The sequence below is a fragment of the Pedococcus dokdonensis genome, from assembly GCF_900104525.1.
Lineage (GTDB): Bacteria > Actinomycetota > Actinomycetes > Actinomycetales > Dermatophilaceae > Pedococcus > Pedococcus dokdonensis.
Genome location: NZ_LT629711.1, coordinates 2,329,203 through 2,351,237, shown reverse-complemented (window position 1 = coordinate 2,351,237; position 22,035 = coordinate 2,329,203). Strand labels below are relative to the sequence as shown.

General features: G+C 71.2%; 24 protein-coding genes. 17 read left to right on the top strand and 7 right to left on the bottom strand.

What is annotated here, in order from left to right; genetic code table 11:
• Positions 1-17 precede the first annotated feature (17 nt).
• Positions 18-1,136, bottom strand: a complete 1,119-nt coding sequence (locus BLQ34_RS11025) for an endonuclease/exonuclease/phosphatase family protein (protein ID WP_091785263.1) — start codon at positions 1,134-1,136, stop codon at positions 18-20.
• A 189-nt stretch (positions 1,137-1,325) separates the two neighbouring features.
• On the opposite strand from BLQ34_RS11025, the gene BLQ34_RS11020 reads away from it, so the two are divergent.
• From BLQ34_RS11020 to BLQ34_RS11010, 3 genes are all read left to right on the top strand, one after another.
• Positions 1,326-2,195, top strand: a complete 870-nt coding sequence (locus tag BLQ34_RS11020; protein WP_091785260.1) for a Bax inhibitor-1/YccA family protein — start codon at positions 1,326-1,328, stop codon at positions 2,193-2,195.
• 50 nt (positions 2,196-2,245) lie between these two features.
• Positions 2,246-2,482, top strand: a complete 237-nt coding sequence (locus BLQ34_RS11015) for a hypothetical protein (protein ID WP_231961048.1) — start codon at positions 2,246-2,248, stop codon at positions 2,480-2,482.
• Between the two features lie 108 nt (positions 2,483-2,590).
• Entirely contained in the window at positions 2,591-3,538 is a 948-nt protein-coding gene (locus BLQ34_RS11010) for a hypothetical protein (protein ID WP_091785254.1), read from the top strand.
• A gap of 73 nt (positions 3,539-3,611) precedes the next feature.
• Here the strand turns inward: BLQ34_RS11010 and BLQ34_RS11005 are convergent, their stop codons facing one another.
• Positions 3,612-4,835, bottom strand: a complete 1,224-nt coding sequence (locus tag BLQ34_RS11005; protein WP_091785251.1) for an acetyl-CoA C-acetyltransferase — start codon at positions 4,833-4,835, stop codon at positions 3,612-3,614.
• Positions 4,836-4,885: 50 nt separating this feature from the next.
• Positions 4,886-5,977, bottom strand: a complete 1,092-nt coding sequence (locus BLQ34_RS11000; protein WP_091785248.1) for an SGNH/GDSL hydrolase family protein — start codon at positions 5,975-5,977, stop codon at positions 4,886-4,888.
• A gap of 187 nt (positions 5,978-6,164) precedes the next feature.
• Here BLQ34_RS11000 and BLQ34_RS10995 point away from each other — a divergent pair, with 187 nt between their 5' ends.
• A complete protein-coding gene (locus tag BLQ34_RS10995; protein WP_091785245.1) occupies positions 6,165-7,541 on the top strand; it encodes a cystathionine beta-synthase in 1,377 nt (458 codons plus the stop codon).
• A 16-nt stretch (positions 7,542-7,557) separates the two neighbouring features.
• Here the strand turns inward: BLQ34_RS10995 and BLQ34_RS10990 are convergent, their stop codons facing one another.
• Complete coding sequence (locus BLQ34_RS10990) at positions 7,558-8,448, bottom strand: cobalamin-binding protein (protein WP_091785242.1); 891 nt, start codon at positions 8,446-8,448, stop codon at positions 7,558-7,560.
• 162 nt (positions 8,449-8,610) lie between these two features.
• On the opposite strand from BLQ34_RS10990, the gene BLQ34_RS10985 reads away from it, so the two are divergent.
• From BLQ34_RS10985 to BLQ34_RS10970, 4 genes are all read left to right on the top strand, one after another.
• The gene (locus BLQ34_RS10985; RefSeq protein ID WP_331712499.1) at positions 8,611-10,086 is read left to right on the top strand and encodes an MFS transporter; all 1,476 of its coding nucleotides are present in this window, start codon (positions 8,611-8,613) and stop codon (positions 10,084-10,086) included.
• Positions 10,087-10,095: 9 nt separating this feature from the next.
• On the top strand, positions 10,096-10,653 hold the full coding sequence (locus BLQ34_RS10980) for a universal stress protein (protein WP_091785241.1): 558 nt from the start codon (positions 10,096-10,098) through the stop codon (positions 10,651-10,653).
• A 94-nt stretch (positions 10,654-10,747) separates the two neighbouring features.
• Positions 10,748-11,290, top strand: coding sequence for a DnaJ family domain-containing protein (locus BLQ34_RS10975; RefSeq protein ID WP_091785238.1), 543 nt, complete (start codon positions 10,748-10,750; stop codon positions 11,288-11,290).
• Positions 11,291-11,354: 64 nt separating this feature from the next.
• Positions 11,355-11,822, top strand: coding sequence for a lamin tail domain-containing protein (locus tag BLQ34_RS10970; RefSeq protein WP_091785235.1), 468 nt, complete (start codon positions 11,355-11,357; stop codon positions 11,820-11,822).
• An 18-nt stretch (positions 11,823-11,840) separates the two neighbouring features.
• On the opposite strand, the gene msrA is transcribed toward BLQ34_RS10970, so the two are convergent.
• Positions 11,841-12,575 carry a peptide-methionine (S)-S-oxide reductase MsrA gene (gene msrA / locus BLQ34_RS10965; protein ID WP_407946406.1) on the bottom strand — a complete coding sequence of 245 codons (735 nt, stop codon included), beginning with the start codon at positions 12,573-12,575 and terminating at the stop codon, positions 11,841-11,843.
• Positions 12,576-12,692: 117 nt separating this feature from the next.
• On the opposite strand from msrA, the gene BLQ34_RS10960 reads away from it, so the two are divergent.
• The 8 genes from BLQ34_RS10960 (at position 12,693) to ilvA (ending at position 20,361) form a co-directional block, all read left to right on the top strand.
• Positions 12,693-13,706 carry a GNAT family N-acetyltransferase gene (locus tag BLQ34_RS10960; RefSeq protein ID WP_091785229.1) on the top strand — a complete coding sequence of 338 codons (1,014 nt, stop codon included), beginning with the start codon at positions 12,693-12,695 and terminating at the stop codon, positions 13,704-13,706.
• Positions 13,682-14,167, top strand: a complete 486-nt coding sequence (locus BLQ34_RS10955) for an MOSC domain-containing protein (protein ID WP_231961047.1) — start codon at positions 13,682-13,684, stop codon at positions 14,165-14,167. The genes BLQ34_RS10960 and BLQ34_RS10955 overlap by 25 nt, the downstream gene beginning before the upstream one ends.
• Positions 14,168-14,188: 21 nt before the next feature.
• Positions 14,189-15,379, top strand: coding sequence for a cystathionine gamma-synthase (locus tag BLQ34_RS10950; protein WP_091785223.1), 1,191 nt, complete (start codon positions 14,189-14,191; stop codon positions 15,377-15,379).
• A 37-nt stretch (positions 15,380-15,416) separates the two neighbouring features.
• Positions 15,417-16,760 carry a glutamate mutase L gene (locus BLQ34_RS10945; protein WP_091785221.1) on the top strand — a complete coding sequence of 448 codons (1,344 nt, stop codon included), beginning with the start codon at positions 15,417-15,419 and terminating at the stop codon, positions 16,758-16,760.
• A 9-nt stretch (positions 16,761-16,769) separates the two neighbouring features.
• Positions 16,770-17,210: a VOC family protein gene (locus BLQ34_RS10940; RefSeq protein WP_091785218.1), complete on the top strand. Its 441-nt coding sequence runs from the start codon at positions 16,770-16,772 to the stop codon at positions 17,208-17,210.
• A gap of 61 nt (positions 17,211-17,271) precedes the next feature.
• Positions 17,272-18,243 carry an ATP-binding cassette domain-containing protein gene (locus BLQ34_RS10935; RefSeq protein ID WP_091785216.1) on the top strand — a complete coding sequence of 324 codons (972 nt, stop codon included), beginning with the start codon at positions 17,272-17,274 and terminating at the stop codon, positions 18,241-18,243.
• Positions 18,240-19,097, top strand: coding sequence for an ABC transporter permease (locus BLQ34_RS10930; protein ID WP_091785214.1), 858 nt, complete (start codon positions 18,240-18,242; stop codon positions 19,095-19,097). Before BLQ34_RS10935 ends, BLQ34_RS10930 begins: the two co-directional genes overlap by 4 nt.
• 37 nt (positions 19,098-19,134) lie before the next feature.
• Positions 19,135-20,361: a threonine ammonia-lyase gene (ilvA, locus tag BLQ34_RS10925; RefSeq protein ID WP_172829390.1), complete on the top strand. Its 1,227-nt coding sequence runs from the start codon at positions 19,135-19,137 to the stop codon at positions 20,359-20,361.
• Between the two features lie 62 nt (positions 20,362-20,423).
• Here ilvA and greA read toward each other — a convergent pair whose 3' ends face one another.
• Positions 20,424-20,918: a transcription elongation factor GreA gene (gene greA / locus BLQ34_RS10920; protein ID WP_091785212.1), complete on the bottom strand. Its 495-nt coding sequence runs from the start codon at positions 20,916-20,918 to the stop codon at positions 20,424-20,426.
• Positions 20,919-21,200: 282 nt separating this feature from the next.
• Here greA and BLQ34_RS10915 point away from each other — a divergent pair, with 282 nt between their 5' ends.
• Positions 21,201-21,629, top strand: coding sequence for a hypothetical protein (locus tag BLQ34_RS10915; RefSeq protein ID WP_157692999.1), 429 nt, complete (start codon positions 21,201-21,203; stop codon positions 21,627-21,629).
• 14 nt (positions 21,630-21,643) lie between these two features.
• On the opposite strand, the gene BLQ34_RS10910 is transcribed toward BLQ34_RS10915, so the two are convergent.
• Entirely contained in the window at positions 21,644-22,012 is a 369-nt protein-coding gene (locus BLQ34_RS10910; protein ID WP_091785206.1) for a DUF4307 domain-containing protein, read from the bottom strand.
• Positions 22,013-22,035: the final 23 nt, after the last annotated feature.

Genomic DNA, 22,035 nt, shown 5'->3' with positions numbered 1-22,035 from the left:
GTCTGCCCCGCCCGGCCTCAGAGGTCGAGGTCGGCCCAGATCGCGGCGTGGTCGGACGCGGCGTCCTGCTCACGGGTCAGCGTCGGGTACATCTCCCAGCGACCGGAGGCGGTCCAGACCCCCTTGCGGAAGATCCCGGACGCGGTGACCTTCGCGAAGACCGCGGGCGAGCACAGGACGTAGTCGATCTTGTTGCCGGCCCGGCCGGTCGTGTAGGTGCCCGGCCACCCGCCGTCGTCGAACGAGGGGTGGGTGGCGATGTCCTTGAGGTCGGTGGGTTGCCCGCTGGGGCCGACGAGCAGGGGCTTGAGCGGCGCGGAGTCGGGGGTGTCGTTGAGGTCGCCGAGGATGACGATGTGGTCGACACCCTCGGCCCGCCTGGCCCGGTAGATCTCGGCCACCCGCCCGGCCTGCCGCTCGCGTCGCCGGTTCGAGTCGCCCGCCGAGCCGTAGCCCTTGGACTTGAAGTGGTTGACGAGCACCAGCAGCCGCACCCCGCTGGGCAGGGCCACGGTGTACTCCGGGCAGTCGCGGCCGAAGATCGGGCCAGCCAGGTCGGCATCGTCGACGTGGCTCACGATCCGCTCGATGGGGTGGTCACCGCGCGTCATCACGCCGACGTCGATGCCGCGGTCGTCGTTGCCGTCGATCAGCATGATGTGCCCGTAGATGCGGTCGCTGATCGGGCGGAGCAGGTCGACGTTGAAGCGCTGCAACGCGATCCGGCTCTCCGCCTCCACCACGCCGAGCACGTCGGCCCCGAGGTCGTGCACCACCTGCGCGGTGTGGCGCACCGCGAGCTCGGTGACGGCTTCGGTCTTCAGCTCGAGCCATCCGACCCAGTCGGTGCGGCCGTCGGCGACGATGGTGATGCCGCCGGTCCGGGGCCGGGTGAGGAGCCGCCCGCGGTTCTGCCGCAGCACCACGTAGGTGCCGGAGTCGCTGGCCTCCAGCCCCAGCGCGACGAGCCACTTCACGATGTTCGTCTTGTCCGTCGCGGAGTATGCCGGGTGCTGCAGGGTGCGGGTCAGCTTGGCGTAGGTGTCGAGGAGTGCGCGGTACGTCGCCCAGTCGTCCGCCGCCAGCAGCTTGGCGCGGTCGAACAGGTTCTCGACGTTGAAGCTCGCGATCCGCACGTCACCAGCGTCCCGCTGCGGGGGCCGTCGCACCAGAGGTTCGCGACCCCCGATCGCGAGCCGGTATGGAGCGGGCCCGGATGACGCCCTGTCCGCCTGGCGCGGTGGGGAACTTTCGACCCCGCTCCGCACGTAGTCTGGGGTGAGCGGCCGACCGCAGGGCCGCCCCACGCCTCCAAGGAGACCAGCATGGCCAGCAACCCGGTGTTCGACCGGATCGACAAGGAGTCCAGTCAGGGCTACGCCGGGTTCGGGCGCGCTGGCGCGCCGGCCCAGGCCCCGACCGCAGGCATGGCATCGACCGACGCCATGTCGAGCCAGCAGCTCCAGGACCTCTACAACCAGCCGTCTGCCGGACCGGTCCAGACCAAGCGCCTCACCATCGACGACGTCGTGATGAAGACGATCGGGCTCTTCGCCGTCGTGCTGGTCTTCGCGGCGGTCGGCTGGCAGCTCGCCCCCACCAGCTGGGGACCCATCGCCGTCTTCGGCGGGATCGCCTTCACCCTGGTCGTCGGTCTGGTGATCGCGTTCAAGAAGACCATCAGCGTCCCGCTGATCGTCCTCTACGCCGTCGCCGAGGGCCTGTTCGTCGGCGCGATCAGCAACTACTACAGCCTGGCCTTCGACCCGCCGGAGCAGACCGACGTCTTCCGCGGGATCGTCGCCCAGGCCGTGATCGCCACGCTGTCGGTCTTCGCGGGCACCTTGCTGGCCTACAAGACCGGGATCATCAAGGTCACCGCGAAGTTCCGCCGGATCGTCACGATGGCGGTGATCGGCTACGCGATCTTCGCGCTGGTGAACCTCCTCTACGCCGTGATCGGCAACCACGCCTTCGGCATCGGGGGCACGGGTCCGCTGGGCATCGGCATCTCGATCTTCGCGATCGGCCTGGCCGCGGCGATGCTCGCGGTCGACTTCGACTCGATCGACCGGGCCATCGCCGCCGGCGCCCCGGAGAAGTACTCCTGGCTGCTGGCCCACGGTCTGATCGTCACGCTGGTCTGGCTCTACCTCGAGATCCTGCGTCTGCTCGGACGCCTGCGCAGCAACTAGTGACCCCGAGATCGCCTGTTCCGCAGGAGGTTTCGACCGAGCTCCAGCGCGTGGTCCGGCGGTGGCGAGAGCTGCCGCTGGACCACGCGCTGTCCTGTGCGCCGACCGTGCGTGCCCTGCTCGACGACCTCGCGGGCGCGCAGGGGCCGGTCCCCGACCTGGGGCCGGCCGTCCTGATGGACCAGCTCACCGTCCTGGTGCACGACGCCTGCGCCGCCGACTGGACCGCCGCGACACCCGAGGCGCTGGCCACCCGCCTCGCCGACCTCCGCCGCGCCCTCACCTGACCCCCGGCCCCCGGGGTTCGAGGTGATATCAGACCGGAATCCGGTCTGATATCACCTCGACCCGGGAGGTCTGTGGATGACCAGGCAGCCGCGCCGGGACGGGCCAGCATGCTGGACCAGGTGAACACCTCCGCGGCTGCCCGATTCCGCACCCGGCGTCAGGACCTCGTCGAGCTCGCCCCCGATGGAGTCCTCAGCCGCGCCGACCTGCGCCGACTGGGGTGGGACCACCGGGCGGTCGCGCGTCAGGTCGCCGGGGGCCGTTGGGCGCTGCACGGCGACGAAACCGTGGCACTGCACACAGCACCCCTGTCCCTCGCGGCTCGACGGTGGAGTGCCGTCTGGGAGGTGGGGGCAGCGGTGGCGGCGCTCGACGGGCCCACTGCCCTGCAGGTCGCCGGACTCAAGGGCTTCTCCGACGACCGCGTCCACGTCTCGGTGAAGCACACGGCCAGGGTCGCGGTGCCACCGGGCGTGGTGCTGCACAAGGTGATCCGGCGCGTCGATGACGAGCTGGCGCTGGCCGGCATACCCCGCACCACGCCAGCCGTGGCAGCCGTCCGGGCGGCCCACTGGGCGGTCAGCAACCGGCAGGCGGCACTCGTCCTTGCCATGCCTGTCCAGCAGCGACTGGTCACCGGCAGTCAGCTGACCGATGCCGTGCAACGCGTCCGCGGGCGGAACCGGCGGGCCTTCATCCGGCAGGTCGCGGCCGACATCGCCGACGGAGCGCACTCGCTGGGTGAGCTCGACTTCGCTGCCCTCTGCCGTCGGAAAGGGCTACCTGAGCCGAGTCGGCAGTCCGTGCGCCGAGGGCTCCGAGGGTCGGTCTACCTCGATGTCAGCTGGGACGACCTGGGACTGGTCGTCGAGATCGACGGGTCGCAGCACACGTGGGGGCTGGCGCTCACCGACGACCACCTCCGTCAGAACGAGCTGGTCCTCGGGGACGAGCGAGTCCTGCGCATCACCCTGGTGGGACTTCGCCTGCAGCCCGACCTCTTCATGGACCAGGTCGTCCGAGCCCACGTGATGCTGCGAGCCCGCGCCGCCTGACCTGGTTCGAGGTGATATCCGACCGGAATCCGGTCGGATATCACCTCGAACGCGGAGAGCCGGGGGTCAGGGGTCAGCTGAGGCGTTCGTAGATGATGGCCATGCCCTGGCCGCCGCCGACGCACATCGTCTCGAGGCCGAACTGGCCGTCGCGGGCGGAGAGGCCGTTGAGCAGGGTCGTGGTGATCCGTGCCCCGGTCGAGCCGAACGGGTGGCCGAGCGCGATCGCGCCACCGTGCACGTTGAGCTTGTCGAAGTCCATGCCGAGGTCGTCGGCGCTGGGGAGCACCTGGGCGGCGAACGCCTCGTTGATCTCGTAGAGGTCCATGTCGCCGATGCTCATGCCGGCGCGGGCCAGCGCCTGGCGCGACGCCTCGACCGGCCCGAGGCCCATGATCTCGGGCGACAACCCGGAGACCCCGGTCGAGACGATCCGCGCCAGCGGCGTCAGCCCGAGCTCCTTGGCCTTGGTGTCGCTCATCACCACGACGGCCGCAGCGCCGTCGTTGAGCGGGCAGCAGTTGCCGGCGGTGATGGTGCCCTGCTCGCGGAACACCGGGTTGAGACCCTGCACCGCCTCGAGCGTGACCCCGGCCCGCGGGCCGTCGTCCTTGCTCACCACCGTGCCGTCGGCGAGCGTGACCGGCGCGATCTCGCGCTCGAAGAACCCGTCGGCGATGGCCTTCTCGGCGCGGTTCTGCGAGGACACGCCCCACTCGTCCTGGCGCTCGCGCGAGATGCCTCGCAGCGTCGCGACGTTCTCCGCGGTCTGGCCCATCGACAGGTAGACGTCGGGCAGCAGACCCTGCTCGCGGGGGTCGGCCCAGGTCTGGTTGCTGGCGGCGATCTCGGCGCTGCGGGCGGCCGAGCCGGCGAACTTCGGGTTCTGGTCGTCGCCGTCGGACCCGCCCGCACCGGCCCAGTTGGTGTACTGCGACACGCACTCGACCCCGCCGGAGACGAAGATGTCGCCCTCGCCGGCCTTGATCGCGTGGTAGGCCATCCGCGTGGTCTGCACCGACGAGGCGCAGAACCGGTTGATCGTCGAGCCGGGCAGCCCGTCGAACCCGGCGAGCACGGCGACGACGCGGGCCATGTTGGACCCGTGCTTGCCGGACGGCTCGGCGCAGCCCCAGTAGAGGTCCTCGACCAGCGTCGGGTCGAGCTCGGGGATCTTGGCCAGGGCGGCCGAGATCACCTGGACCGACAGGTCGTCGGGGCGGATCTCCTTGAGCGAGCCCTTGAACGCGCGCCCGATCGGGGTGCGGGCGGTGGAGACGATGACGGCTTCGGACACGAGGTCCTCCTCAGGGGGCAGGGCGAGGGGCCGCCGAGATAAGCGACCGCTTAGTCAGCCTCGATGGTATGCCGTGGGGCCGGGTCCGCGGGTGTGGCGTTGCTCTCGCCGTCGTCGCTGTCGGGGACGGGCTCGGGGGGCGCCTCCACGACCGGGTTGCTCGGTCGGCGCAGGAGCATCGCCCACCGCCCGCGCGGGCCGCGGGCCTGGCCGGCGATCTGGGTCGCGGAGACCTCGGTGCCGGGATCGCGCACGGCGTAGGTCGCGGCCACGGCCACCGGGCCGACCCCCTCGCCGCGTCGGCTGTCGGGGGTGCGCTCCTCGGTGGGCTCTCCGATCCGCACGCCAAGGGCGGCGTAGACGCTCGGCAACAAGGCCGCCGCCGCGCGGGCGTAGCCGGCGGGGGAGGGGTGGAACCGGTCGGCGCTGAACATCTCGTGCGGTCGCTCGGCGAACTCGGGACCCAGCAGGTCGCCGAGCGACACCGTGCGGCCACCGGCCTCGACCACGGCGACGGTCTGCGCGGCGGCCATGTCGCGCGACCAGCGGCGGCCGATGAGGCGCAGCGGCTGGGGGATCGGCTGGATCGTGCCGAGGTCGGGGCAGGTGCCGACGACGACCTCGGCGTCGAGGGCCCGCAGCGCCCGGACCGTGGTCTCGAGGTGGCGCACGGCGACGGCCTTGTTGATCCGGTGGGTCACGTCGTTGGCGCCGACCATGATGATCGCGACGTGCGGGCGCGGCACCTGGTCGAGCGCGTTGGCCAGCTGCAGCTCCAGGCCGGACGACTCGGCGCCGACGACGGCGGTGTTGGTGAGCCGCACCGGCCGGCCGGTGAGGGCGGAGACGCCGTTCGCGATGATCGCCCCGACCGTCTGGTAGCGGTGGTCGGCCCCCATGCCGGCGGCACTGGAGTCGCCCAGCACGACGAGCTCGACCGGCTCACCCACGCCCGCGCCATACGTGCCGTTGTCGTCGGGGGAGCCGTCGAAGGGCTGGCCGACGAGGCGGCGGGCCACCTTGGCCTCGGCCTTGAGCACGCCGTAGCCGAGGGCGCCGAGCGCACCGATCCCGGCCGCGAGCCCACCGCCACCGTAGGCAGCGGTGGCGGCGATCTTGCGTGCGCGTCGAGCCCGACCCATGGGCCATCCCCTCTCGTCCGGAGTCTCCCTGACGGTAACGCTCGATGCCGACATGACGTGCCCTCCCCCCTCGATGGTGCGACCGCCCCTCGTGCCTCGCATCCCCCACTTGGAGGAGGGGTGACGAGCCGTGCTGAGACACGACGGCCGGTCCGGAGTGCTGTCCAGCATCTGAGAGGATGGCCGGGTGAAGTACGCAGAGCACATCGCCGACCTCGTCGGGAACACGCCCCTCGTCAAGCTCAGCTCGGTCACCGAGGGGATCGCTGCGACGGTCCTCGCGAAGGTCGAGTACCTCAACCCGGGCGGGTCGGTGAAGGACCGCATCGCGCTCAAGATGGTCGAGGCGGCCGAGGCGTCCGGCGAGCTGAAGCCGGGCGGCACGATCGTCGAGCCGACGTCGGGCAACACCGGTGTCGGGCTGGCGCTCGTCGCCCAGCGCAAGGGCTACAAGTGCGTGTTCGTCTGCCCCGACAAGGTGAGCCAGGACAAGCGTGACGTCCTCAAGGCCTATGGCGCCGAGGTGGTGGTCTGCCCGACCGCCGTCGCCCCCGACCACCCGGACTCCTACTACGAGACGTCCGACCGGCTCGTGCGCGAGATCGACGGCGCCTGGAAGCCCAACCAGTACGCCAACCAGAACGGACCGGCCTCGCACTACGAGAGCACCGGCCCCGAGATCTGGGACGACACCGACGGCAAGGTCACCCACTTCGTCGCGGGCGTGGGCACCGGCGGCACCATCACCGGCACCGGCCGCTACCTGCGCGAGGTCTCCGAGTCCCGCGACGGCGGTCGCGTGCGGATCATCGGCGCCGACCCCGAGGGCTCGGTCTACTCCGGCGGCACCGGCCGCCCCTACCTCGTCGAGGGCGTCGGCGAGGACTTCTGGCCCACCGCCTACGACCCCGCGGTCGTCGACGAGGTGATCGCGGTGAGCGACGCCGACTCGTTCGAGATGACCCGCCGCCTCGCCAAGGAGGAGGGACTGCTGGTCGGCGGCTCCTGCGGCATGGCGGTCGTCGCGGCACTGCGCGCGGCCAAGGACCTCCCCGCCGACGCCGTCGTCGTGGTCCTCCTGCCCGACAGCGGCCGCGGCTACATGTCCAAGATCTTCAACGACGACTGGATGAACAGCTACGGCTTCATGCACACCCGCACCGAGACCACCGTGGGCGAGGTGCTGCACAAGAAGGCCGGCGACCTGCCCGCGCTGGTGCACACCCACCCGACCGAGACGGTGCGCGACGCCATCGAGATCCTGCACGAGTACTCCGTCTCGCAGATGCCGGTCGTCAAGGCCGAGCCGCCGGTGATGGCCGGCGAGGTGGCCGGCTCGGTGAGCGAGCGGGCCCTGCTCGAGGCACTGTTCAACGGCAGTGCCCACCTCACCGACTCCGTCGACAAGCACATGGAGCCGGCGCTCCCGCTGGTCGGTGCCGGCGAGGCCGTCACCTCGGCCCGCCACGAGCTCGAGAAGCACGACGCGATCATGGTGGTCGAGGACGGCAAGCCGGTCGGCGTGCTGACTCGCGCCGACCTGCTGATCGCACTGGTCGACTAGCGGCCCGTCAGGGCAGCTAGCGCAGCCGTCGTGCCATCTCCGGCTGCGGCGGCTGTGCCGCGTCCGGGTGCAGGATGCCGGCCAGCGCCTCCACGCCGTCGACGAGCCGCGGCCCCGGGCGGGCGAAGCTCGCGTTGGCGTCCACCGCCCACACGGGTATCCGGGGTGGCAGCTCGCCGTCGTCGATCGCCTTGCGTGCCAACGCCGCCGAGCCCTCGAGGTCGTAACCGCACGGCGCGCACACGATGACTTCCGGTGCGCTCTCGCGCACCGCTTCCCACGACACCCGCACCGACTTCTCGCCGGCCGTGCCGAGCGCGTTGACGCCCCCGGCACGCGTCACCATCTCGGGCACCCAGTGACCGGGCGCGAACGCCGGGTCGGTCCACTCCAGCACCAGCGCCCGCGGGCGGCGGGCGTCGCGCACGGCCGACTCCACGGCATGCAGGCGGGCGCGGAGGTCGGCCACGAGCTCCGCCGCACGGGCGTCGCGACCGGTCGCCTCGCCGAGCGTCGCGACGGAGGCGAGCACCTCGTCGAGGGTGTGCGGGTCGATGGTGAGCACCTCGGCCCGGCAGCCGAGGTAGGCCAGGGCGTCGTCCACGACCGAGACGTCGACGGCGCAGACCGCACAGAGGTCCTGGGTGACGACGAGGTCGGCGTCGAGGTCGGCCAGCGCTCCGGCGTCGAGGTGGTAGAGGTCCTCGCCGGCCGCCATCGCCTTGGTGACGAAGGTGTCGATGTCCCTCGGGGACAGGCCTTCCGGGATCGCGGTGGTCGACACGATCCGGCGCTCGCGCGCCTCGACGGGGGTGTCGCACTCGAACGTCACCCCGACCACCTGGTCGCCGGCGCCGACCGCGAACAGGATCTCGGTCGTCGAGGGCAGCAGGGACACGATCCGCATGCCCCGACCCTACGCAGCGGGCCCGAGGACCCTGCGGCCAGGCGGGTGTGGGGGTATCGGCGCAGGTCAGAGCAGATTCGGCGCGCATTCTTCGCAAACCCGGCGTAGGTTCGCCGGTTGGGTGGCGAGTGCAACCACCCTTCGACTCAGTGAGGAGTGGTTGTGACGACAGCAGCGTCCGAAACCGACACCGGAGCCGTCCGGAGCCTGATCCCGTTCAGGATGGACCGGCTGCCGTGGTCGCGGTTCCACTGGATGGTCGTGGTCGGCCTCGGGGTCTCCTGGATCCTCGACGGGCTCGAGATCCAGCTGGTCTCGAACGCCGGCTTCCAGGACAGCCTGGGCATGAGTGCCAAGGAGGTCGGTCTGGCCGGCACGATCTACCTGATCGGCCAGGTCGTCGGGGCCCTGACCTTCGGCCGGCTCACCGACACCTGGGGGCGCAAGAAGCTGTTCATCATCACGCTCGCCATCTACCTGATCGGCTCGGGTGTCGCGGGTCTGGCGTGGACTCCGTGGTTCCTCTACGTCTGGCGCTTCGTCGCGGGTCTCGGCATCGGGGGCGAGTACACCGCCATCAACTCCGCGATCGACGAGCTGATCCCGGCGAAGTACCGCGGTCGGGTCGACATCGCGATCAACGGCACGTACTGGGCGGGCGCCCTGCTGGGAGCCTTCGCGAGCTTCTGGCTGCTCGACACCGACCACGTCGCGGAGAACGTCGGCTGGCGCATCGCCTTCTTCATCGGGCCGGTGATGGGCCTGGTCATCATCTGGCTGCGCCGCCACATCCCGGAGAGCCCGCGCTGGATGGTGACGCACGGCCAGGGCGACGAGGCCGAGAAGATCGTCGACGACATCGAGGCCTCGGTCCAGGCCCAGGGCCGTGAGCTCAGCCCGGTCGACGAGAGCAAGGCGATGCTGATCAAGGCCAAGGAGAGCATCCCCTTCAAGGACCTGATGCACGTGTTCGTCAAGAAGTACCCGTCGCGGACGGTGCTCGGCCTCACGATGATGATCACGCAGAGCTTCCTCTACAACGCGATCTTCTTCACCTACGCCCTGGTGCTGCAGAACTTCTACGGCCTGGACAAGTCCGCGGCCGCGATCTACTTCATCCCCTTCGCCATCGGCAACCTCGCGGGGCCGCTCCTGCTCGGGCACCTCTTCGACACCATCGGCCGCCGCAAGATGATCTTCGCGACCTACACGATCGCGGGGGCCGTGCTGCTGGTGTCGGCGTTCCTCTTCAAGGCCGGCTCGCTGAACGCGACGACCCACACGATCTTCTGGTGCGTCTCGTTCTTCTTCGCCTCCGCGGGTGCGTCGTCGGCCTACCTCACGGTGAGCGAGATCTTCCCGCTGGAGGTGCGCGGCCAGGCGATCTCCTACTTCTTCGCCATCGCCCAGGTCTTCGGCGCGCTCGGGCCGGTGCTGTTCGGCTCGTTCATCCCCGAGGACGGCAAGGAGCGCAACCCGCTCTTCTGGGGCTACGTGGGCGCTTCGGCGATCATGCTGATCGGCGGTCTGGTGGCCGTGAAGATCGGGGTGGACGCCGAGGGCAAGGGACTGGAGGACATCGCCGACCCCCTCAGCAAGGTCAGCGAGGACCCGCCCCTCGAGCCGGCCAGGGCCTAGGAGCCGGCGATGACAGACCACACCCAGCCCTACACGATCGTGGTCGGCGTCAGCGCCACCTCGAAGTCGCCCACCGCTCTGCACTGGGCCACCGAGCTGGCCGCCCTGCGCGGTGGTCGGGTCGTGGCCGTGCGGGCCTGGCGCCCGACGCCACCCCAGACCACGTCGCGGGTCACTCCGTCCCCGATCACCGAGGACGTCTCGTCGGCGCGCGCCCAGGCGCTCGCCGACCTCGAGGCCGACGTCGCGGAGGTGCTCGGCGGCCAGCACGGCGCCGAGGTGCAGCTCGTCCAGGGGGGCAAGCGCAAGGGGCTCGTCGCAGCCGCCCAGCACGCCGACCTGCTGGTGGTCGACGCGCCGCGACGGCTCGACCGGGGTTCCCTGCCGGGCTTCGCCCAGCGGCTCGTCTACACCGCCCCGTGCCCCGTCGTCGTGATGCCGCCGAGCGTCTCGGGCGCCCCGCGCACGGCGGTGGAGCGGGTGGCCGGAACGGTCGCCCGCAACGTCACCGAGGCCGCCGGACGGGCCGGGCGACCGGGCCTGAGCCACCCCCAGCCGCCGAGCTAGGCGAGGTATGCCGCGGGGCCGGCCCCGCGGCATACCCCACCTCGAACTGCGCTGCAGCGCAGCGGCGCTGGCGCGGCCGGGTTAGGTTGGCCGCATGGAGAAGTGGGAGTCTCCGGTCGAGAAGGCGATCCGTGAGGCGCAGGAGCGCGGCGAGTTCGACAACCTGCCCGGCTCCGGCCGGCCCCTGCACCTGGGCGACCCGGAGCGGGACGACCCCGACTGGTGGGTCAAGCGGTTCGCCGAGCGCGAGCACCTCGACCTGTCGGGGGCGATGTCGCCGGCGATGGGGTTGCGCAAGGAGGCGGCGTCCTACCCGGAGTCGCTGCTCGACCTGCGCAGCGAGGCGAGCGTGCGCGCGGTGCTGGAGGACTACAACCGGCGCGTGAAGCTGGACCGGCTGCGGCCGGGGGTGGGTGCGAGCTACCCGATCTGGGCCCCGCTGGTGGACGTCGACGACCTGGTGCAGCGCTGGTGGGTCGCCCGAGAGACCGCGCGGGCCGACCGGGAGCGAGAGGCGGCCGCGCGGGCAGCGTCGATCGCTGCCGCCAGTGCCACCGATCGCCACCACCGGCACCTGCCCAGGTGGATCCGTGGCCTCAAGGGCGCCGGTCGTCGCCGGGACGCGATGTCCGACTAGTCCGTTCGGGCGGCTGTTCGCTGATCCGCCCTTCTCGGCTCGGGGGCCTTCCTAGCCTGCCTCCATGCTCGTCCGCCCCCGTGCCCTCACCGCCGCCCTCGCCCCTGTCACCCTCGCCGCAGTGGCGCTCACCGCGGCACCCACCGCCGGTGCTGCCGTGCCGGCGATCCGGATGACGACCATCCAGTACGACTCCCCGGGCTCCGACACCGGCTCGAACGCCAGCCTCAACACCGAGTGGGTGCGGATCACCAACACCACGGCGCAGAACCGCTCCCTGACCGGGTGGACCCTCAAGGACAAGACCGGTTACACCTACAGGTTCCCGACCTTCACCCTCAAGGCCAAGGCGTCGGTCTACGTCTACACCGGCAAGGGCAGCGCCACGAGCACCAAGCGCTACTACAACAAGACCTGGTACGTCTGGAACAACACCGGTGACACCGCCTACCTGCGGGACAGCAAGGGCGTGCTCAAGGACTCGTGGACCTTCAAGGACGCGAGTGCCGCCGCCTACCGCGTGAGTCGCTGACCGTCTCCCCGCCGGCGGTCAGCCGAGGTCGCTCGAGTCGGTGCCGCTGGAGTCGTTGACCCGCAGCACACTCTCCTGCGAGGGCAGCTGGTCCTGCTTGACGATGCCGACGGGGCAGGTCATGCCGTTGGGCCCGTGGTTGCAGTAGCCGCCGGGGTTCTTGTAGAGGTACTGCTGGTGGTAGTCCTCGGCGTAGTAGAACGTGCCGGCGTCCTCGGCTGACCGCAGCTCGGTCGTGATGGTGCCGAACCCGTTGTCGGTCAACACCTTCTGGAACGCCTCACGGGTCGCCTCGGCGGCCCGCTGCTGGTCGGGGGTGGTCCAGTAGATGGCGGACCGGTATGCGGTGCCGATGTCGTTGCCCTGCCGGTTGCCCTGGGTGGGGTCGTGGTTCTCCCAGAACTCCTTGAGCAGCAGCTCGGGGCTGGTCTGCTCCGGGTCGTAGGCCACCAGCACCGTCTCGGCGTGGCCGGTCAGTCCGGTGCAGGTCTCCTCGTACGTGGGGTTCGGCGTGAGCCCGCCCATGTAGCCGGCGGCCGTCGTGACGACCCCGGGCAGGCGCCAGAAGATGCGCTCGGCGCCCCAGAAGCAGCCCATTGCGATGTAGAGCACCTCGGTGCCGTCGGGCCACGGCCCTTCGAGGGGGGTGTGCAGCACGACGTGCTCGTCGGCGATGTGGAACGGCCGCGTCTGGCGTCCGCTCAGGGCGTTGTCGGCGGTGGGCAGGGTGGTCTTGGCGCGCGATCCGAATATCACGACTGGTCCAACGCGGCCTGCCCCACGCCTGTTCCGGGCCCGGACCTTACGCAGCGGTGACGGGCCGCGGAAACCCGGTGGCCGTTCAGTGGGTTCGTCCGCGAGGGTGGGGGCATGGTCACCATCACGCTGATCGAGGACCCCGACGGCGCGCAGCGGCAGCTCTTCGACGACTGGGCGGAGGTCTTCGCAGCAGACGGCCGGCACCAGTTCGGGCCGGACCACACGGCGCACTCGGCTGACGAGCTGCGCGAGATGGGCCGCAGCACCGCCCGCCACCGGATCGCGTGGGCAGCCGTCCACGACGACGGTACGGTGGTCGGCTCCGCGGCGCTGATGCTGCCCCAGCACGACAACCTCGCGCAGGCGTTGCTGGTCGCCGTCGTGCATCCCGACCACCGCCGTCGGGGACTGGGCACGCTGCTCCTCACCCACCTGGAGGAGGCGGCGAGAGCCCACGGCCGCAGCGTCCTGCTGTCCGAGACGCAGTGGCGGGTGGGCGCGGACGACGAGTTCGGCGAGGGGTTCGCGGCGAAGCACGGGTATGCCGTGGCGCAGACCGTGCTGCGCAGCAGCCTGTCCCTGCCCGCCGACCGGGCCCGGCTGGAGGCCGGCCTGCAGGCTGACGACGCGGACGGCTACGTCGTGCGGACCTGCTGGGACGGCATACCGGACGCGTGGCTGGCGGGGCGCGCGGAGCTGAGCCGACGGATGAGCACCGACATCCCGATGGGCGACCTCCGGCTCGAGGAGGAGCACTGGGACGAGGCGCGGGTGCGCGACGAGTACGAGCGGATCGGCCGGATGGGGCGCCGCGTCATCGACGCCTTCGCCGTGCACGAGGCCACCGGGGAGCTCGTGGGCTACACGCAGGTGCAGGTGCCCCGGGACCACCCGGAGGTGGCGTTCCAGCAGGACACCCTGGTGATGCGCGAGCACCGCGGCCACCGGCTGGGGCTGCGGATGAAGGCGGCCAGCACGCTCGCCCTGACGGAGCAGTCACCCGAGACGGCCAGCGTGCGCACGTGGAACGCCGACGACAACGCGCCGATGCTCGAGGTGAACCGGGCGCTGGGGTTCGTCAACGACGGCATGATGCGCGAGTGGCAGAAGGTCGTGCCGGCGTGATGGACGACCCGCTCGACGTCGACCTCGGGTCGGTCGTCGCGATCCACGTCGCCAAGGCGACCAAGCTGCCGATGCGGCCGGTCGAGTCCGTCGTGGCAGAGGCGGGCGCCGGGCTGGTCGGCGACCGCTACCACGGCTCCAGGCACCGGCACGTGACGGTGCAGTCGGCCCATGCGCTCGCCGAGGCCGGTGCGGACCTGGGCCGCTCGGTCGACCCGGAGTCCACCCGCCGCAACGTCACCCTGTCAGGGGGGCCTGTCCCGGGCCGGCCGGGCACCCGCGTCCGGATGGGGGAAGCCCTCCTCGAGGTCGTGCGACCGGCTGCGCCCTGCCGCCTCATGGACGACCTCATCGGCCCGGGAGCCATGAAGGCTCTCCACGGGCGGGGCGGAACGGTCTTCCGGATCCTCGAAGGAGGGGTCATCCGGGTGGGCGACCCGGTGGTGCGGGAGGTCTCCTGAGCGGGGACTAGCCTTGCCGCCATGAGCGAGCAGCACAGCACCGACCACGGGTTCTCGACGCGTGCGATCCACGCCGGACAGGAGCCCGACGCGGGCACCGGAGCCGTGATCACCCCCATCTTCCAGGTCTCGACCTACAAGCAGGACGGCATCGGCGGGTTCCGGGGCGGCTACGAGTACAGCCGCTCGGCCAACCCGACCCGCACCGCGCTCGAGGAGTGCTTCGCGGCGCTCGAGGGTGGGGCGCGCGGCTTCGCCTTCTCGTCCGGGCTGGCCGGGCAGGACACCGTGCTGCGGGCGCTGCTGGCGCCGGGTGACCACGTGGTCGTCCCCAACGACGCGTATGGCGGCACGTACCGGTTGTTCAACAAGGTCCTGACCGCGTGGGGCGTGGAGCACAGCATCGCGCCGATGGGCGACCTCGAGGCGGTCAGGGCCGCGATCCGCCCCGGCAGCACCAAGATCCTGTGGGTCGAGACGCCCACCAACCCGCTGCTCGGCATCGCCGACATCGCGGCGCTGGCCGAGCTGGCGCACGAGGCCGGGGCGCTCCTCGTCGTGGACAACACCTTTGCGTCGCCCTACCTCCAGCAACCGCTCTCGCTGGGCGCCGACATCGTCACGCACTCCACGACGAAGTACTGCGGGGGGCACTCCGACGTCGTCGGTGGGGCCGTCGTGGTGGGTCGCGAGGTCTCCGTCCCCGGGTTCGCGGATGCGGCGGATCGCGTTGCGTTCCACCAGAACTCGATGGGTGCAGTCGCCGGGCCGATGGACGCGTGGCTCGTGCTGCGCGGGCTCAAGACCCTGGCCCTGCGGATGGAGAAGCACAGCGACAACGCCGAGCGCGTCGTCGAGTTCCTCCAGGGCCATCCGGCCGTGAGCGCGGTGCACTACCCCGGTCTCGAGTCGCACCCGGGGCACGAGGTCGCCAAGCGCCAGATGAAGCGGTTCGGCGGGATGATCTCGTTCCAGGTGCGGGCCGGAGAGGACGTCGCGGTCAAGGTGTGCGGCGAGACCCAGCTCTGGACCCTGGGGGAGTCGCTCGGTGGCGTCGAGTCGCTGATCGAGCACCCGGCCCGCATGACCCACGCCTCGGTCGCCGGCACGGAGCTCGAGGTGCCCGCCGACCTGATCCGCCTGTCTGTCGGCATCGAGGACGTCGACGACCTCATCGCCGACCTCGGACAGGCGCTCGACCGGCTCGGCTGAGCCGGACGGGCACGGGCGGGGACGGGTCGGGTCAGGCGTGCTGCTGCTCTGCGTCGACTTCGGGTCGACCTTCACCAAGGCGGTGCTCGTCGACGGCGACGGGGTCGTGGTGGCGACGGCGTCGACGCCGACGACCATCGGCACCGACGTGCTCGACGGCTACCGCACGCTGCGTGACCAGCTCGCCCACCACGGTGACGTCGACGAGGTGCTCGCCTGCTCGAGCGCCGGGGGCGGCCTGCGGCTGGCCGTGGTCGGCTACGAGCGCGACGTCACGGCGCAGGCCGGGCACCGGGTCGGCCTGAGCGCGGGCGCACGGGTCGCGCACGTCACCTCGGGACCGCTCTCGGGAGCTGACGTGAAGGCGTTGCGCGACAGCCGCCCCGACCTGGTGCTCCTCGTCGGCGGCACCGACGGTGGCAACGCAGAAGTGTTGCTGCACAACGCCACTCGCCTCGCCAAGGCTCGCCTCGGCGCCCCTGTCGTCGTTGCTGGCAACCAGGATGCGCAGGCGTCGGTCGCTGCGGTGCTGTCGTCCACGGGGCGCTCCTTCACGATGGCCGACAACGTGCTTCCCTCGATCGGGGTGATCGCCCCGGAGTCTGCGCGGGCCGCCATCCGTCGCGTGTTCCTCGAGCACGTGATCGGTGGCAAGGGGCTGTCGCGCGGCACGGAGTTCGGGGCGATGGTGCAGGCCCCCACCCCGGACGCCGTGCTCGACGGGGTCGCCGTGCTCGCCGAGCACCTGGACGGTGACGTGCTGGTCGTCGACATCGGTGGCGCGACGACTGATGTCTACTCCGCACTGCGCCCCCAGGGCGAGGACTCCGGCCTGGCCAAGGACGTCGTCGCGCCGCTGTGGCACGCGCGCACCGTCGAGGCCGACCTCGGCATGCGGTGGAACGCCGAGGGCATCGTCGAGGCGGCGGAGCGCGAGCACGTGCCTGTGCCCGACGGGACGGCCCGGTATGCCGCGCAGGTCGTCCGCGACACCGGTCACCTCCCGGCAGGCGAGGGCGAGTGGGCGATGGACCTCGGCCTCGCCCGCGCCGCCGCGGTCGTGGCCGTGCGCCGCCATGCGCGGCCGCCGGCGACCGGCGCGGGGGCCAGGCCGCTGGCCGACGTGCGGGTCGTGGTCGGTTCGGGCGGCGTCCTGCGGCACGCGTCCGATGCCGGTCGCGAGTCGGTGCTGCGCGCAGTCGCCACTGATCATGCGGGCGGGTGGAAGGTGCCGCGGGACGCGGCGCTGGTGACGGACACGGCCTACCTGCTGTTCGCGGTGGGGTTGCTGCGCGATGCGCACCCCGAGATGGCCCGGTCCCTCGCCCGCACAGTGGTGGCTGGCGCTGCCGGCGCTGCGGCTGTCGGTGGTGGGCCCTAGCGTTCAGGGATGGCTGACAACGCTGCGCCCAAGCCCCTGCTCGACCTCGTGGTCATCGACTGCCCCGATGCCGTGGAGCTCGCCCGGTTCTACGGCGAGGTGCTCGGGTGGGAGCTCGAGCCCGACGCGAAGAAGGGGTGGGCGACGCTCGTGCCACCTGGCGGCGGTGTGACCCCTGACAACCCTGGCGGGCGCACCTCGCTCGCGTTCCAGGGCATCGACGACTTCGAGCCACCCACGTGGCCCGGTGGCGAGCACCCCCAGCAGTTCCACCTCGACCTGTGGGCCGGTGACATCGCGGCCGCCGAGCCGGCGGTGCTGGCAGCCGGGGCGACGGTGCACCAGCACCAACCCTCGGAGCGCGGCACCTTCAAGGTCTATCTCGACCCGGTCGGCCACCCGCTCTGCCTCATTGGTCGGGCCCCGGGGTCTCAGTCAAACGCGACATGACGTGATCGGAGGAGCTGAAAATGGATGGTCCGACCAACCACACGCCGCCTAGGGTCGAGCCATGAGCTCCCTGGCGATCGAGGCCGAGCACCTGGTCAAGAAGTTCGGCGACCAGACCGCCGTCGACGACGTGAGCTTCTCCGTGCCGGAGGGGTCGGTGCTTGGACTGCTGGGTCCCAACGGCGCCGGCAAGACGACGACGGTCCGGATGATGACCACCCTGGCCAAGCCCACCAGCGGCACGGCCCGGGTGGCCGGGCACGACGTGCTGCGTGAGCCCGACGCAGTGCGCCGGGCGATGGGCCTGACCGGGCAGGCCGCGACCGTCGACGAGCTGCTCACCGGTCGCGAGAACCTCCGCCTGATCGGGTCGCTCTACGGGTTGTCCGCGAGCTACGTCAAGGCGGCCGGGGCCGACCTGCTCGAGCGGTTCTCGCTCGCCGAGGCGGGTGACCGCACGGTGAAGACCTACTCCGGCGGCATGCGGCGCCGGCTCGACCTCGCGGTCAGCCTGATCGCCACCCCGCCCGTGCTCTTCCTCGACGAGCCCACCACGGGCCTCGACCCCCGCAGCCGTGTTGAGCTGTGGGAGGTCCTGCGTGGGCTCGTCAAGGACGGCACGACGCTGCTGCTCACGACGCAGTACCTCGAGGAGGCCGACCAGCTCGCGGACCGCATCGTCGTGATCGACCGCGGGCAGATCATCGCCGAGGGCACCCCGCTCGAGCTCAAGGACCGCAGCGGCAAGGCCAGCCTGGTGCTGACCGTGTCACGCGCCGAGGACCTGCAGACGGCAGCCGACATGCTCCGCCAGCGAGTCTCCGAGGTGCACGTCGACGAGGCCGCCCGCCAGCTGACCGCGCCCGCCGAGGGGCTGCGCGACATGACCCGGATCGCCGCGGTCTTCGAGGACAGCGAGATCGAGCTCGACGACCTGGGCCTGAAGCGACCCAGTCTCGACGACGTGTTCCTCCACCTGACCGGTCACCGCGCCGAGGACGTTGCCACCGAGACCGAGGAGCAGGCGTCATGACCGCCGACACCACGACGCGGCCGTCGGCCAGCGGGATCGCCCGGCCCGAGATCCGGCAGACCGGCCTGTTGCGCCAGTCGCTGGCGATCACCCGTCGCAACCTGATCCACATCAAGCGGATGCCCGAGATGCTGATGGACGTCACCATCCAGCCGGTGATGTTCGTGCTGCTGTTCGCCTACGTGTTCGGTGGCTCGATCTCGGTCCAGGGCTCGCCGGCCGGCTACCGCGAGTGGCTGATGGGCGGGATCATGGGGCAGACCATCGCGTTCGCCTCGTTCATCGTCGCGGTCGGCCTGACCGCCGACATCGACAAGGGCATCGTCGACCGGATGCGGTCGCTGCCGATCAACCCCTCGGCCGTGCTCGTCGGGCGGAGCATCTCCAGCCTGCTGCACTCCAGCATCGGCATCCTCGTGATGTCGCTGACCGGGCTCTTCGTGGGGTGGCGGATCCGCGGGAGCTTCGCCGAGGCGGTGCTCGCCTACGCGCTGCTGCTCCTCTGGGGCTTCGCGATGATCTGGATCGGCATCCTGGTGGGCTCGGCGATGCGCTCGGTCGAGGCGGTGAACGGGCTGATGTTCACGACGATGTTCCCGATCACCTTCCTCGCCAACACCTTCGCGCCCACCGACAACATGCCGCACTTCCTGCGGGTCATCGCGGAGTGGAACCCGATCTCGTCCCTGGTGCAGGCCGTCCGGCAGCTGTGGGGCAACGACCTGCCCGTCCCCGCCGACGCCCAGCTGCCGCTGCACCACCCGATCATCACCACCTTGATCTGGACCATCGGCCTCACCCTGGTGATGGCTCCACTGGCGATCCGGGCGTTCGCCAAGCGCACCCAGGGCTAGTCCGGCGCACCCTCCCGGAGGGACTAGCCTTCCGGCCATGGCATCACCGTCGCTGTCTGTCACCCTGGCCGACGTCCGCGCTGCGCAGGACCTGCTCAGCGGAGTCGTCCGACCCACCCCGCTCGAGTACAGCCGAGCGCTCTCCGACCGGGTCGGCGCCGAGGTCTTCCTCAAGTGCGAGAACCTCCAGCGGGCCGGGTCGTTCAAGATCCGCGGCGCATACACCCGGATGTCCCGGCTGTCCGACGAGGAGAAGGCGCGCGGGGTCGTCGCGGCGAGCGCCGGCAACCACGCCCAGGGCGTCGCGCTCGCCGGTCAGCTGCTCGGCATCGACGTCAAGGTCTACATGCCGCACGGTGCCCCCATGCCCAAGCTCCTGGCCACCCAGGCCTACGGCGCGACGATCGAGCAGGTCGGCACGACCATCGACGAGTGCCTGGTCAAGGCCCGCGAGTGGGAGGCCGAGCACGGCGCGGTGCTGATCCACCCGTTCGACCACCGCGACATCGTCGCGGGCCAGGGCACCGCCGGGCTCGAGATCCTCGACCAGTGCCCCGACGTCAGGACCATCGTCGTGAGCACCGGTGGTGGGGGGCTGCTCGCCGGCATCTCGGTCGCCGTCCGGGCGGCCCGACCCGACGTGCGGATCGTCGGGGTGCAGGCGGAGCAGGCGGCTGCCTACCCGCTGTCGCTGGCGGCCGGGAAGCCGGTCGCCTACGAGAACATGCAGACCATGGCCGACGGGATCGCCGTCGGGATGCCCGGGGACGTCCCCTACGCACTGGTCCGCGACCTCGTCGACGCAGTCGAGACCGTCAGCGAGGAGGAGCTCTCGCGGGCCCTGCTCTTCGTGCTCGAGCGGGCCAAGCTCGTCGTCGAGCCGGCCGGTGCCGCAGCCGTCGCACACCTGCTCGACCGAGCCGGCCGCCAGCAGCTCGACGGCCCGGTCGTGGCCGTCCTCTCCGGCGGCAACATCGACCCGCTGCTGCTGCTGCGCATCATCCGCCACGGCATGGCCGCTGCCGGGCGCTACCTGCAGTTCCGGGTGCGCGTCCCCGACCGCCCCGGCAACCTCGCCCGGCTGCTGGCCGACTGCGCCAGCGTCGACGCCAACGTCCTCGAGGTCGAGCACATCCGCACCGGCACCCAGATCACCGTCGACGAGGTCGAGATCGGGCTGCAGCTCGAGACCCGGGGCAAGCAGCACTGCGAGGAGGTCCTGCGGACGCTGCGCGGCAAGGGCTACCAGCTCAAGTTCGGCTGACCGGCACCCCCGCACACGACGAAGGGCCGCCCCGAGGGGCGGCCCTTCGTCGTGACCGGTGGTCAGCCGGAGTACGGCGTCGCGTCCTTGACCGACACCTCGATGGTCTTGCCGTTGGGGGCGGTGTAGGAGGCCTTGTCGCCGATCTTCTTGCCGTTGATGGCGGCGCCGAGGGGCGACTTCTCGCTGTAGACGTCGAGGTCGCTGTCGCCGGCGATCTCTCGCGAGCCGAGCAGGAACTTCACCTCGTCGCCGAACATGTCGACGGTGACGACCATGCCGGGCTCGACGACGCCGTCATCAGCCGGCTTGGCGCCGACGATGGCGTTCTCGAGCAGCTGGGTCAGCTGGCGGATGCGGGCCTCCATCTTGCCCTGCTCCTCCTTGGCCGCGTGGTAGCCGCCGTTCTCCTTGAGGTCGCCCTCCTCGCGGGCCGCCTCGATCTTCTTGGCGATCTCCGTACGGCCTTCTCCGGACATCTGGTCCAGCTCGGCCTTCAGACGGTCGAAGGCCTCCTGGGTCAGGTAGCTCGCGGTGGGGGTCGCGGTCTCGCTCACGGTGTTACTCCTTGATCGGGTCCCCGTCGGACGCGGTCGCGTCTCGGAGAGGGTGGTACGCGCAACGGCCCGGACCTCGACCACGCTCGTTGTGACGTCGCAGTGGCTGGTCCAGACCGCTCGGTGAAACAACAAGCCTACCTCGCCGGGCGCGAAAGGGTCCATTTGCTGGCAGATCTGGACAGCGCCCCAAGCCGTTCCCAAGTGGGGCCGGGCATCCTCGTCCCGGACGGCGGGACCGCCGTCACCCACACCGTTCACCATCACCAGGAGAGCACCCGCATGTCCACCACCCTCGCCACCGCGGTGCCGTCCGCGTCGTCCCCGGCTGCACGACGGCTCCGCCTCGCCATGCTGGTCCTGCTGGCCACCGACGTCGTCGGTGGGCTGCTCGCGGTCCGCGCCGGCGTCAACACCTGGGGAGAGGCCTGGGGCCCGGAGGCGCTGCTCGCGGCTCCGGTGCCGATGGTGGTCGCGCAGCTGCTGCTGGTCTGGTTCGCCACCCGCCGACCGGGTCGGGGGGCCACCGTCGCGGCCGCCCTGCTCGCCGCCGCCTGCCTGGTCAGCGTCGTCTCGGGCTTCTTCGACGGAGGACTCGGCAACGCCGAGCTCACGACCGGCCTCGCGGCATTCCAGTACTGGCTGCTGGCCGTGACGACGACGGTCGGTCTCCTCGCCCTCTCTGGCGTCGTCCGCCCCCGGACCCGCTGACTGCGCGGTGGGGGTCAGGGGGTCTTGTCGCAGCTGCGGACGCTGCCGCCCACGGCTCGCGACGCGGTGCGGACGCTCACCTGCTGGTGCACCGACCGCTCGGTCCCGGCCGGTACGGCCACCTGGATCACCCCGACGACCCCGTGGGCGGCGTCCTGCGCCTCCACGGTGCACGTGACCGCCTGGCCGGGGTCGCGGTGCACGTCGAAACCCACCTGCACGCTGCGATCGTCGACGACCTTGTAGTCGGTGTCGGTCCACGTCACCCGCCCCAGGCTGTTGGCCAGCCCGAGCCACACCGCGAGCGCGACCCCGATGGCGCAGCCGATCGTGCCGATGACCCACCAGCGGCCGGTGCCGGGGGCGGGGCGGGGGAGCGGCATGGCTGACCTTCTGCGGGGTGAGA

What these genes read in the sequence shown, in the direction of transcription:
- BLQ34_RS10980 (WP_091785241.1), top strand. Translation starts at nt 10,096, where the DNA reads ATGACAGACCACACCCAGCCCTACACGATCGTGGTCGGCGTCAGCGCC.
- BLQ34_RS10975 (WP_091785238.1), top strand. Translation starts at nt 10,748, where the DNA reads ATGGAGAAGTGGGAGTCTCCGGTCGAGAAGGCGATCCGTGAGGCGCAG.
- BLQ34_RS10940 (WP_091785218.1), top strand. Translation starts at nt 16,770, where the DNA reads ATGGCTGACAACGCTGCGCCCAAGCCCCTGCTCGACCTCGTGGTCATC.
- BLQ34_RS11010 (WP_091785254.1), top strand. Translation starts at nt 2,591, where the DNA reads ATGCTGGACCAGGTGAACACCTCCGCGGCTGCCCGATTCCGCACCCGG.
- BLQ34_RS10960 (WP_091785229.1), top strand. Translation starts at nt 12,693, where the DNA reads ATGGTCACCATCACGCTGATCGAGGACCCCGACGGCGCGCAGCGGCAG.
- BLQ34_RS10915 (WP_157692999.1), top strand. Translation starts at nt 21,201, where the DNA reads ATGTCCACCACCCTCGCCACCGCGGTGCCGTCCGCGTCGTCCCCGGCT.
- BLQ34_RS11020 (WP_091785260.1), top strand. Translation starts at nt 1,326, where the DNA reads ATGGCCAGCAACCCGGTGTTCGACCGGATCGACAAGGAGTCCAGTCAG.
- ilvA (WP_172829390.1), top strand. Translation starts at nt 19,135, where the DNA reads ATGGCATCACCGTCGCTGTCTGTCACCCTGGCCGACGTCCGCGCTGCG.
- BLQ34_RS10930 (WP_091785214.1), top strand. Translation starts at nt 18,240, where the DNA reads ATGACCGCCGACACCACGACGCGGCCGTCGGCCAGCGGGATCGCCCGG.
- BLQ34_RS10950 (WP_091785223.1), top strand. Translation starts at nt 14,189, where the DNA reads ATGAGCGAGCAGCACAGCACCGACCACGGGTTCTCGACGCGTGCGATC.
- BLQ34_RS10990 (WP_091785242.1), bottom strand. Translation starts at nt 8,448, where the DNA reads ATGCGGATCGTGTCCCTGCTGCCCTCGACGACCGAGATCCTGTTCGCG.
- BLQ34_RS11000 (WP_091785248.1), bottom strand. Translation starts at nt 5,977, where the DNA reads ATGGGTCGGGCTCGACGCGCACGCAAGATCGCCGCCACCGCTGCCTAC.
- BLQ34_RS10910 (WP_091785206.1), bottom strand. Translation starts at nt 22,012, where the DNA reads ATGCCGCTCCCCCGCCCCGCCCCCGGCACCGGCCGCTGGTGGGTCATC.
- BLQ34_RS10935 (WP_091785216.1), top strand. Translation starts at nt 17,272, where the DNA reads ATGAGCTCCCTGGCGATCGAGGCCGAGCACCTGGTCAAGAAGTTCGGC.
- BLQ34_RS10970 (WP_091785235.1), top strand. Translation starts at nt 11,355, where the DNA reads ATGCTCGTCCGCCCCCGTGCCCTCACCGCCGCCCTCGCCCCTGTCACC.